Below are 11926 nucleotides of genomic sequence, written 5' to 3' on the forward strand. Positions count from 1 at the left end.
ATGTTATCTTTTTTTAGAAAGTATATTTTACAACTTTTAGTTTGTATTTGCTATGATGAAAAACAATACATTATAAGATGTCATACTTGGAAAAAATCCCAAGCTGTGGATACTTTTGAAAAAAGCTTTGAAGATAAAGAAAAAGCTATAGAATATGTAAAAAATTTAACTAAAGATTTTCAAATTTATTATATATGTACTTTTTTTACTCCTATTGCCCAAGGCGTTGTGCCAAGCTTAAATTTTAAAGATCTTTCTAATTTTGGTGTTGATGCAAGTAGTGTCAAATGTATTTCTTTTAATAATGGCTTATTGTATGCATCTAATCATTCTTTAAGCTCATATGAGCAAGATTATGAGGCTTTTGGTGGTTTAGATTTACTTTATTCGCCTTTTTCTTTGCTTTATCATTGTATGACAAATAGAGGTTTTGAAGAAAAAATTGGCCTTTATGTATATAGATACCATGATTTTGTTGCGATGCTAATTTGTAAAAATGAAGCTATATTGTTTGGAAGTTATTTTAGTATAGCTAGTCAAAATTATGATGAAGATGATTTTTTTGATGATATTAAAGAAGAATTTGATTTACAAATTGATGATGAAAATCAAGAAGAAGAAAATGAGCAAAATTATGACTTAAAAAGTTTAGAAGAAATGAGTCAAGAGCTTGATAAACTTGAGGAATTAGATGAAGAAAAAGAAGAGCTTCCTATGGAATCTTTAGAAAATTTTAGCTCAGATATGAAAATGATAGAATACATCATCTCAAGTGTAAAAGAGTTTTATCAAAATCCTTTGTATGATAATAGCTTTTTGGAAGAAATTGTGATTTTTGATGAGGAAAGTTTTAGTTCGACCTCGCTTGATTATTTAGAAAATGAGCTTTTTATAAAACCTAAAGTAGAACTTGTAGATACTTTAAATTTGATGAATGAACTTATGGTGAAGGACTTAAAACTATGAGATATAGTCTAATCAAACCTAAGATAAAACCTGTTTTTAATCTTTTTACTAGAATTTGGATTTATTTTACTAGTATTAGTATTGCTTTGATTTTTGTAGTATTTATTGTGGTAGTTTTTAAAAGCTATTATGCGTCTGTACAACTTGATAATAAAAAAGAAGAATTAGCTCAAATTATCGCACAAATTAATGCTAATAAGCTTAAATATCAAGAATTAGTAAGACAAAATGATAAAGCAGAGTTGATTTTGGGAGATTTAGAGCAAGAACAAGAAAACGGTAAAAATAAAGTTTTATTAAAAAGTATTCAAAATCTTTTTACCTTGGTGCCTAAAAACATATCTTTAGATGAAGTTTTAATGGAAGATAGATCGCTTATTTTAAGAGGCATTACACCTACTAAAGAAATGTTTGCATTGCTATTAGAGGCTCCATTAAGAAGTATTTTTTCCAATTCTCAAACAAGTTATTATCAATTAGAAAATGGGTGGTATCGCTTTGTAAGTGTAAATATCACTATACCAGAGGAAATGTATGAGCAAAAACGATAAGAGCTTAGAAGAAGCTGATGTATTAAAAATCTTGATTTATTCTTTTTCATTTGTAGCACTTTGTGCGATTTTGATTTTATTTTTAATCGTGCCTTTTTTGAAAGATTATAAAATCGAACATTCAAGATTAGCAACCCAGCAAATTCAAAACACTAAAGCAATAAATGAGTTGCAAGCTTTAGAAAAAGTTATTGATGAGTTTCAAAAGGTGAATGCACAAAATTTAGCTCAAATCAATACAGAATTTTCACAAAAAGAATTATTGGAATTTATGAAAAATTACTTTGATGATGTTAAAATCAATCTCATTCCTATTAAAAAAGAGCAAGAGTATCTAAAATATCAGTTTGGAGCTAATGTAAAGATGAAAAATCCTCAAGCTTTTTATTCTTTTTTAAATGATTTGCAAAGATATAAAAATTTAATAGAAGTTAGCACTCCTGTAGAGTTTAAATCTGAAGAAAAACACATTAATCTTAAATTTAAGATCAAAGTGTTTTACGCACAAGCTATTCAAAAATGATTACTTCATTATTTTGATAAGGAGTAGCTTTTTCTTCTTTTTTATCATCTTGTTTTACATCTTGAACTTCTGAGTTTTCTTGTGTATTTGGTTCTTCTTTGATTTCTTTTATGCTAGTTTTTAAACTAGATGTGATTTCTTTATAAAAAGCAACAAAAACTTTATCAATTTCTAAAGCACTTGCTGCAAGACTTTCATTAAGTTGAGTAGGAACAGCACTGTATACCTCTCTAAAGCTTTCTATGCTTGCTTGTCCTTTTATAGGATAATTTAAAACAATAGGATCATTTAATTTTGCTGAGCTTGTTGTACTTTGGAAAGTATCTTCTTGGTGTAAATTATTTAAATGACTTTGAGCTTCTAAAATAATCATAAAAGAAGATTCCACGCTATCGCCTCCAAGACTTGAATTTCTTGTAACCCTATCTTCATATAAACTAGCATTGATAACTATATTAAAAGCATAATCAGGATTTTCATTATCTATAATATATCCTTTACTTTGAAGCAATGCTTTGCTATCTTCTAAAAGTTGTTTTTTGAGTAATTCCAAGCTTTTGTTGATTCTTTGATTTAGAGTAGATTGCTCAAAATATGAACTATAAAAAGTACTTTTTATAATTTCTACATCATTGATTTTGACTTTAGGGCTATTAGCATTTGTGTGGTTATGTTCTTCAAAAGTGCTTTTAAAATTTGGCATAGAAATATAATAAGTTTTTTGGTTGCCAGTGCAAGCACTTAAAAATAAAATTATACTAAAAAATAATAATATTTTTTTCATTTTCTCTCCTTGTGATTTTTATAATTATAACAATTTTTTGCTATATTATATGTTTTATAATAAGGGCTTTTTATGGAATTTTGGCAAAATATTTATGCAAATTTTGATGTAGTGGCTTTTGAAATTTTTGGTTTAAAATTGCATTGGTATGGCATTATGTATGTGCTAGCCTTGCTTGTTGCTTTAATGGCTGCAAAATACTATGCGATTAAAGACAATATGGGAATTTCTAAAGCTATGCTTGATAGCTATTTTATATGGGTAGAAATAGGGGTGATTTTAGGTGCAAGAATAGGCTATATTTTAATTTATGATGCGCATACTTTATGGTATCTTACACATCCTTGGCAAATTTTTAATCCCTTTTATAATGGAGAATTTGTAGGGATTAGGGGTATGAGTTATCATGGAGCTGTTGTTGGATTTTTAATAGCAACTTATGCTTTTTGTAAAAAAAATAAGCAAAATTTATGGAAATATTTAGATTTAGTTGCTATTAGTGTACCATGTGGATATATTTTTGGTCGTATTGGAAATTTTTTAAATCAAGAATTATTTGGTAGAGCTACGGAAGTACCTTGGGGTATTTATGTAGATGGGATATTGCGTCACCCATCGCAGCTTTATGAAGCATTTTTAGAAGGTTTTGTGGTTTTTGCTATTTTATTACTAATAAAAAAATATAAAAAATACAATGGAGAACTGATTGCTTACTATACGATTTTATATGCCCTAGCGCGCTTTGTATGCGAGTTTTTTAGAGAGCCTGATTTTGGTATAGGCTTTGTTGCTTTTGGTATGAGTATGGGTCAGATATTGAGCTTATTAATGTTTTTATTAGGACTTTTTTTATCTTTTTATTTAAGAAATATTAAAAAAAATTTATAAATTTTTATTTATTTTAAGAATAAAAGTTCTATAATTGCTCCGATATTAAAACTTATCAACTTTTAAAAGGAGTAAATATGAGCCAACTCATTGAAGGTTTTTTAGGCAAGAGTATTGATGGCAAAAAAAGCAAAATGCCAGCAAAACTTGACTATATTCAAAGTGCAACAGGCTTGGTTTTAGGCTTGTTTATGTGGGCACATATGTTTTTCGTTTCTACCATTTTGGTTAGTGATGATTTTTTTGATTCAGTGGTTCACTTTTTAGAACTAAAATTTATCATTAATAGCCCTATGATGAGCTACATCACTTCTTTCTTAGCTGCCTGTGTTTTGGTTATTTTCTTTGTTCATGCAGGTCTTGCAATGAGAAAATTCCCTATTAATTTCAGACAATACCAACTTTGTAGAACACACTTAAAATATATGAATCATGGTGATTCATCTTTATGGTGGGTTCAAGCTGCAACCGGTTTTGTAATGTTTTTCTTGGGTTCTGCACACTTAATTTTTATCATTACTAATGCAGATAAAATCAGTGCTGATATGTCAGGTGATAGAGTAGTGAGCCATTTTATGTGGTTATTTTACATTGCCTTATTAATCTGTGTTGAGTTGCATGGTAGTATTGGTCTTTATAGATTATGTGTAAAATGGGGTTGGTTTGAAGGTAAAGATGCAAAAGAAAGTCGTAAAAAACTTAAAAAAGCAAAATGGTTTATTAGTATTTTCTTCTTAGTTTTAGGTGTATTAAGCTTAGCTGCTTTTGCAAAAATAGGCTTTAATAATTACCAAAACAACTCTGTAGCGCAAATAGTAAAAACTTATGATGGAGCTAAATATGAACATACAATATAGTGATGCTTTAGTTATCGGTGGTGGTCTTGCAGGTTTAAGAGCTGCTATTGAAGTTGCAAAAAGTGGTCAAAGTGTAACTTTATTAAGTATTTGTCCGGTTAAAAGATCTCACTCGGCTGCTGTACAAGGTGGTATGCAAGCGAGTTTAGGAAATAGCGTTAAAGGCGAGGGAGATAATGAAGATGTGCATTTTGCTGATACAGTAAAAGGTTCTGACTGGGGCTGTGATCAAGAAGTTGCAAGAATGTTTGCGCAAACTGCTCCAAAAGCTGTGCGTGAGCTTGCTGCTTGGGGTGTGCCTTGGACTAGGGTTACAAAAGGACCTAGAACTGTAGTTATCAATGCTCAAAAAACCACCATTGAAGAAAAAGAAGAAGCACATGGTCTTATAAATGCAAGGGACTTTGGTGGTACTAAAAAATGGAGAACATGTTATATCGCTGATGCAACAGGGCATTGTATGTTATATGGTGTGGCAAATGAAGCGATTAAACATCAAGTTAAAATCATTGATAGAATGGAAGCAGTAAGAATTATCCATGATGGTAAAAAATGTTTAGGAGCTATTGCTAGAGATTTAACCAATGGAGAATTAATTGCTTATGTTGCTAGAGGAACTATGATTGCAACAGGTGGTTATGGTAGAATTTATAAACAAACTACAAATGCTGTTATTTGTGAAGGTACAGGAGCTGCTATTGCACTTGAAACTGGACTTTGCAGACTTTCAAATATGGAAGCAGTGCAATTTCACCCAACTCCAATCGTACCAAGTGGTATCTTACTAACTGAAGGTTGTAGAGGCGATGGTGGTATCTTAAGAGATGTTGATGGTTACCGCTTTATGCCTGATTATGAGCCTGAGAAAAAAGAACTTGCAAGTAGGGACGTTGTAAGTCGTAGAATGATGGAGCACATTAGAAAAGGAAAAGGTGTAAAAAGCCCTTATGGAGATCATTTATGGCTTGATATTTCTATCCTCGGTCGTGCTCATGTTGAAAAAAATCTTCGCGATGTTCAAGATATTTGTAAAACATTTAATGGTATTGATCCTGCTGATGAGGGTCCAAAAGGCTGGGCACCAGTTTTACCTATGCAACATTACTCAATGGGTGGTATTAGAACTAAACCAACCGGAGAAAGCCAATGGCTAAATGGTCTTTTTGCATGTGGTGAAGCAGCTTGTTGGGATATGCACGGATTTAACCGCTTGGGTGGAAATTCATGTTCAGAAACTGTTGTTGCAGGTATGATCGTGGGGGATTATTTTGCACAATATTGTAAAGAAAATGGTAATGATATTGATACAAATATTGTTAAATCTTTCCTTTCTAAAGAGTATGATTACTTAAAATCTCTTGTTAGCAAAGAAGGAAAACATGATGTATTTGAAATCAAAAATAGAATGAAAGACATTATGTGGGAAAAAGTAGCTATCTTTAGAACAGGCCAAGGTCTTGAAGAAGCGGTTAAAGAGCTTGAAGAATTATATCAAAAATCACTTGATCTAAAAGTACATGATAAAGAATTAAAATGTGCAAATCCAGAGCTTGAAGAAGCTTATAGAGTTCCAAGAATGCTAAAAATTGCTTTATGTGTTGCTTATGGTGCGCTTTTAAGAACAGAAAGCCGCGGGGCTCATTATAGAGAAGATTATCCAAAAAGAGATGATTTAAATTGGATGAAAAGAACAAATACTTACTGGGTAGAAGGTGAAAGTATGCCTAGAGTTGAGTATGAAGATCTTGACATTATGAAAATGGAAATTCCACCTGCATTTAGAGGTTATGGTGCTAAAGGAAATATCATTGAAAACCCATTAAGTGAAAAACGCCAAGCTGAAGTTGATGCGATCCGTGAAAAAATGGAAGCAGAAGGCAAAGGTAGATATGAAATTCAACATGCTTTAATGCCTTATGAATTACAAGCTAAATTTAAAGCACCAAATCAAAGAATAGGAGTTGATTATGAGTAGAAAATTAACAATAAGAGCATTTAAATATAATCCATTAAGTAAAATTTCTAAGCCTCATTTTGTTACTTATGAGCTTGAAGAAACTCCATTTATGACGATTTTTGTGTGCTTAACTCAAATCAGAGAAAAAATGGATGCGGATTTGAGTTTTGACTTTGTATGTAGAGCAGGGATTTGCGGAAGCTGTGCTATGATGATCAATGGTAAGCCAAAACTTGCTTGTAAAACATTGACAAAAGACTATCCAGATGGCGTTATAGAACTTATGCCTTTACCTGCATTTAGACATATTAAAGATTTGAGTGTTAATACAGGTGAGTGGTTTGATGGTATGTGTAAACGCGTTGAAAGCTGGGTACATAATGAAAAAGAAACAGATATTTCTAAACTTGAAGAGCGTATTGAGCCAGAAGTTGCTGATGAGACTTTTGAACTTGATCGTTGTATAGAGTGTGGAATTTGTGTTGCTTCTTGTGCGACTAAGCTAATGAGACCCGACTTTATCGCAGCTACTGGGCTTTTGAGAACAGCTAGATATTTACAAGATCCACATGATCACAGAACCATAGAAGATTTTTATGAATTAGTGGGCGATGATGATGGTGTATTTGGATGTATGTCTTTACTTGCATGTGAAGATAATTGTCCAAAAGAACTACCTTTACAAAGTAAAATCGCTTATATGAGAAGACAGCTTGTCGCTCAAAGAAACAAATAATCCTAGCCCCCAAGAAAAGGGGGTTCTTAAAACCTTACTAAAACAAATTTGGCAAAATCATAGTGTTTATCTTGATACAAATACACTTTTTGATGAAAGTTTAATTGATGCTCAAAAAGCAGCAATTCTTCTAAGTACTAATCTTGATAATTATGAAAGATTTAGTGCTTTAAATGAATTTAAAAGTTTGATGAAAAGTTTAAATTTACGCTTAGATCTTTATGGTATTCAGTATGCACAGGTTTGTTTTATTAATGCTTTAAATTTAGGAATTTTAGATAAAAACGAGCTTTTAAAATCCTTGGAAAAACTTCAAAAAATCACTGATAATACTTTAATATATGCTTTTGTATCTAGACAAAAAGTCATTCAAAAAGATTACAAGCAAGAAGTTAAAAACTCACATCAAACACTAGATCTCATTAATCAAAACTTACAAGAGCTTTGCGAGGATGAAAAAGCTCAAAAACTCTTACAAGAAGCTTTGGTTAAATTTAGTAATATTGATTTTTCTATCGCAGTAACGGGCGTGGTAAATGCAGGTAAATCAAGTATGCTAAATGCACTTTTAAAAAAAGATTTTTTAGGTGTATCTAATGTGCCTGAAACTGCAAATTTGAGTGTTTTAAAATACGGCAAAGAGCAAAAAACTAAGATATATTTTTGGAGTAAAGAAGAATGGCAAGATATTTTAAAAAGCTCTAAAGATAATCAAGATATGCAAGAGCTTATAAAACAATTAGAACAAAATTTTAATCTAAATGAATATATCAAAAAAGAAAATAAAAATATAGAAATAAAAATTGAAGAATTAAAAAATTACACTAGTGCAAAAAACAAAATTTCAGCACTCATTAAAAAAATAGAGCTTTTTTCATCGCTTGATTTTTTAAAAGATAATGTTTGTATAGTTGATACTCCAGGACTTGATGATGTTATTATCCAAAGAGAACTTTTAACAAAAGATTATATAAGTAAAGCTGACTTTTTAATCCACCTTATGAATGCTTCTCAAAGTCTTAGCCAAAAAGATTGTGATTTTATTATAGAATGTTTGTTAGCTTCAAGGGTAAGTAAGCTTTTGATTGTGCTTACTAAGGCTGATTTGCTTAGTCAAAAAGACTTGCAAGAAGTAATTAACTATACTAAAAATAAACTCAAAGAAAATTTAGTACAAAAGCAGCTTAGCCAAGAATTATTAGATAATGTGGATTTTGTGTGTATTTCTTCAAAACTAGCTAATGATTTTTATCAAAAAAAAGGTGGAAATTTAGAGCAAAGCAATATTTTAACACTAGAAGAACTTATAGCTAAAAGCTTATATGATAAAAACAAAATTGCTCTAAGTGCTTATAAAAAAGAATTATTATTACATTTAGAAAAAATAGAAGAAAAAATTAAATTTTCTAATAAAATGCTAAATTATGAAAACTTTGAGCTTGATAAGCAAAATCAAACTATTATCAATGATTTTAAAGCAAAAAAAGAAAAATTAATGCAAGTAAAAGCAGAGCTAAGTGCTATTTTCAATAAAAAAGATAAAAATACTCAAGAAATTTTAACACTTTTGCATTTACTAGCTAAGAAATTAAAAGAAAAACTTATAGATGAGCTAAAATATAATCAAAATAATAAAATTAAAAACAACACTCAAAGACTAAATACTATCATCGATACGACTTTAAAAGATGGAATTTTTGATCTTTTAAGAGAGTTAAAACAGCAAAGTGAGTATAAGATTAATGAGTTTAAGACCACACTAAGTGTGAAATATGATTTTTTAAAAGCTATTTTAGAGCAAAATTGTGATGATTTTAAAAGCAAGGTTGAAGCAAAAATAGAAAGTATTTTAACTAATGATCTTTTTATGACATTAAAAGCAGAGCTTTTAAAAAATTTAGAATCTACACAAGATATTTATAAACTAGAAAGCTCTTTAGAAAATCAAATTTTAGAAAAATTACAAACGTTTAATATAGAAAAAATCGCCCTAGATTTAAAAAATAATCAAGAATTTTTTACTAATTTAGAGCTTAGTTTAAATTTATACGAAAAAGAACAAGAAGAACAAATCAAAGACTTAAAAGACTTGATTTTACAAATAGAACAAAATGAGCAAAACTCCAAAGAGCTCTTAGAAAAAAATAATGCAAAATTACAAAGTTTAAAGACTTTAAAAACGGAGCTTTTAAATGCAAAATGATTTGATTAATGATTTTTTAAAAGCTTATGAAGATGCTTATTGTAAAAGCTTTGATGATAGTTTTGAAGGAAAAATTTTAGCGATTAAAAATGCATTTTTAGAGCCAAGTTTGCATTTAAATGATGTCTTTTTAAAAGATCTTGAGATGATTATAGCTAGCTATAAAAGAGCCATTAATGTGGCCATTATAGGGCAATTTTCTAGCGGTAAATCCACGCTTTTAAATTTAATTTTACAAAAAGAATGCCTGCCAACAGGTGTGGTGCCAGTGACTTTTAAGCCTACTTTTTTACGTTATGCTAAGGAGTATTTTTTAAGAGTTGAATATGAAGATGGTAGTGATGAGATTGTAGATATAGACGAGCTTTCTAAATTTAGCGATCAAAGAAATGAGCTAAAGGAAACTAAAAGTTTGCACCTTTTTGCGCCTATTGAGCTTTTAAAAGATATCACGCTTATAGATACCCCAGGTTTAAATGCAAACACCACCGACACGCTAACTACTTTTAAAGAGCTTTCTTTTATGCATAGTGCTATTTGGCTTAGTTTGATTGATAATGCAGGTAAAAAAAGTGAAGAAGATGCTATAAAAGCAAATACTAAGCTTTTAGAGCGTGGTGGGATTTGCGTGCTAAATCAAAAAGATAAGCTAAGTCAAGATGAGCTAGAAAATGTTTTAAATTATGCGCATTTGGTTTTTGATAAGTATTTTGAAAAAATCATCGCAATTTCATGCAAAGAAGCAAAATTTGATTTACAAAAGTCAAATTTACCTTTACTTTATGAGTATTTAAAAGAACTTGATTATGAGCGTATTAAAAAAGATTTTATTAAAGAAAAACTTGGTAATTTATGCGAGCTTTTGTCAAATCAATATGATTTGTTTCAAAATGCACTAGAGCAATTAGAGCTTAAATTTAATGCTATTTTGCAAACTTTCAAAGTAAGTAAACTAGAGCAAAAAATCAAAATTTTAAATCATAATTGTTTAGATAAATTAAAACTTGTTGGAGAAAAAATCGCCCAAGAAATTTTAAAATTTATTAAAGAAAAAGATAGTAGTTATTACAGGGAAGCCAAGGGTTTATTTAAGAAAAATCTTTATGAAAAAGTTGCTTATAAAGCACCGTATCTTTCAAGTGATGATGCGTTTTTGGCTATGTTTTATAATTCTGAAGCAATGAATAAGGAATTTAAAAGATTAAAAAATGAAATCGCCTTAGAATTTAGTCAAATCAAAGATGATTTTTCTTTATTTTTTACTCATTTAGAAGAGCAAATTTTGCTTTTTAAGGCTCAATTTTCAAATTTACAAAAAGAAAATGCCTTAGAAAGTGAAAAAGAATTTGCTAGTTTTAGAAGCTTTGCTAGTGCTAGCGAGGAGCTTTTTTTAAAAGATTTTAAGCAATTATTGTTTAAAAGCCAACTTGAACTTGATTTATTTTTAGAAAAGCTTAATCTAAAAGCTTTAGCAAATTATGAAAGCGCTACTAAACTTACTTTGGGATTTTTTAGCGCTAAAATGAATGCGAGTAAAGAATTTTACGAGCTTGATAGCACTGAGTTTAGCTTGTATCATCCAAAAGCAAGTGAAGTACATCAAAGAGTATTAACTGAGCTTAATGTGTATGAATTTGAAGATTTACTTTTAAATAAGCCTGTAGTTTTAAAAATTTATAAAAATTATATGCAAAGCTTTGTCGATTTTGCAGAAGCTAAAAGGCAGATTATTTTGAATTTAAAAAGTGAATTTGAGGCTAAAAAATCAATGATTTCTAGCATCAAATCTCAAATTTCTAAGCTTTAAAAATTGTTTCTAAGTGTGCTTTATAGTTTGTGAAATATTCTTGTACTTGAGGATTTTTGATTACATCATTAGCTATAAAAGTAGGTAAAGCACTCATACCTAAGAACTCATGCGCTTTATGAAAGTGTAAATACATTCCATCAACCCCAACTCCATTAAAAAATTCATTCTTATCATCAAAGACTTGCATTGGAGCATTCCAAGTTAGTGAAAGCATGTATTTTTTATTTTTTAAAAGCCCGCCTGTGCCATAATTTTTAGTAGGTTCGTTATGACTTCTACCATCGTTTTTATAAAATACTCCATGTCCAGCTGTAAAAACATCATCAATGTATTTTTTCACTATCCAAGGTTCTCCCATCCACCAACCAGGCATTTGCCAAATCAAAACATCAGCATTTAGAATTTTTTCTACTTCATCGTTTGTATCATAGCCTTGATCTATATGTGTTTGCTGGATTTGTAAACCAAGATCTTTTAAGGTTTTAAGTGCAAGCTCATGTAAGCTTGTGTTTAGTCTTCCTTTAGAGTGTCCAAAGTCTTTTGAACCGTTTAATAATAATACCTTTTGCATATTTTATCCTTTTGCATTTTTTTGAAATTATAATTTAACTATAATTTTATTTCAATACTGAAATTTATGTAAGATACTAT

11 protein-coding genes are annotated in these 11926 nt (G+C 29.8%); 9 read left to right on the forward strand and 2 right to left on the reverse strand.

Annotation, left to right across the window (positions count from 1 at the left end; all coding sequences use genetic code 11):
- Genes L8X30_RS00800 through L8X30_RS00810 form a run of 3 tightly spaced genes read left to right on the forward strand, consistent with a single transcriptional unit; the run spans position 1 to position 2040 of the window.
- Positions 1–966 carry a hypothetical protein gene (locus L8X30_RS00800; RefSeq protein ID WP_263678512.1) on the forward strand — a complete coding sequence of 322 codons (966 nt, stop codon included), beginning with the start codon at positions 1–3 and terminating at the stop codon, positions 964–966.
- On the forward strand, positions 963–1517 hold the full coding sequence (locus L8X30_RS00805; protein ID WP_263678513.1) for a hypothetical protein: 555 nt from the start codon (positions 963–965) through the stop codon (positions 1515–1517). Before L8X30_RS00800 ends, L8X30_RS00805 begins: the two co-directional genes overlap by 4 nt.
- Positions 1501–2040 carry a hypothetical protein gene (locus L8X30_RS00810; RefSeq protein WP_263678514.1) on the forward strand — a complete coding sequence of 180 codons (540 nt, stop codon included), beginning with the start codon at positions 1501–1503 and terminating at the stop codon, positions 2038–2040. The genes L8X30_RS00805 and L8X30_RS00810 overlap by 17 nt, the downstream gene beginning before the upstream one ends.
- Here L8X30_RS00810 and L8X30_RS00815 read toward each other — a convergent pair.
- The gene (locus tag L8X30_RS00815) at positions 2027–2824 is read right to left on the reverse strand and encodes a membrane lipoprotein lipid attachment site-containing protein (RefSeq protein ID WP_263678515.1); all 798 of its coding nucleotides are present in this window, start codon (positions 2822–2824) and stop codon (positions 2027–2029) included. The two genes, L8X30_RS00810 and L8X30_RS00815, sit on opposite strands and share 14 nt — an antisense overlap.
- 72 nt (positions 2825–2896) lie before the next feature.
- On the opposite strand from L8X30_RS00815, the gene lgt reads away from it, so the two are divergent.
- From lgt to L8X30_RS00845, 6 genes are all read left to right on the forward strand, one after another.
- Complete coding sequence (lgt, locus tag L8X30_RS00820; RefSeq protein ID WP_263678516.1) at positions 2897–3712, forward strand: prolipoprotein diacylglyceryl transferase; 816 nt, start codon at positions 2897–2899, stop codon at positions 3710–3712.
- A 77-nt stretch (positions 3713–3789) separates the two neighbouring features.
- Positions 3790–4569 (forward strand): fumarate reductase cytochrome b subunit, encoded by a 780-nt coding sequence (locus tag L8X30_RS00825; RefSeq protein ID WP_263678517.1) that lies wholly within the window; start codon positions 3790–3792, stop codon positions 4567–4569.
- Entirely contained in the window at positions 4553–6544 is a 1992-nt protein-coding gene (locus tag L8X30_RS00830) for a fumarate reductase flavoprotein subunit (RefSeq protein WP_066007209.1), read from the forward strand. The genes L8X30_RS00825 and L8X30_RS00830 overlap by 17 nt, the downstream gene beginning before the upstream one ends.
- Positions 6537–7262 (forward strand): fumarate reductase iron-sulfur subunit, encoded by a 726-nt coding sequence (locus L8X30_RS00835; protein WP_012661078.1) that lies wholly within the window; start codon positions 6537–6539, stop codon positions 7260–7262. Before L8X30_RS00830 ends, L8X30_RS00835 begins: the two co-directional genes overlap by 8 nt.
- Complete coding sequence (locus L8X30_RS00840) at positions 7240–9465, forward strand: dynamin family protein (RefSeq protein ID WP_263678519.1); 2226 nt, start codon at positions 7240–7242, stop codon at positions 9463–9465. The genes L8X30_RS00835 and L8X30_RS00840 overlap by 23 nt, the downstream gene beginning before the upstream one ends.
- Complete coding sequence (locus tag L8X30_RS00845) at positions 9455–11272, forward strand: dynamin family protein (protein ID WP_263678521.1); 1818 nt, start codon at positions 9455–9457, stop codon at positions 11270–11272. The genes L8X30_RS00840 and L8X30_RS00845 overlap by 11 nt, the downstream gene beginning before the upstream one ends.
- Here L8X30_RS00845 and L8X30_RS00850 read toward each other — a convergent pair.
- Positions 11262–11846, reverse strand: coding sequence for an NAD(P)H-dependent oxidoreductase (locus L8X30_RS00850; protein WP_263678523.1), 585 nt, complete (start codon positions 11844–11846; stop codon positions 11262–11264). The two genes, L8X30_RS00845 and L8X30_RS00850, sit on opposite strands and share 11 nt — an antisense overlap.
- Positions 11847–11926: the final 80 nt, after the last annotated feature.

It is taken from the genome of Campylobacter sp. CNRCH_2015_0338h (assembly GCF_025772785.1).
In the GTDB taxonomy this organism is placed as follows: Bacteria; Campylobacterota; Campylobacteria; order Campylobacterales; family Campylobacteraceae; genus Campylobacter_D.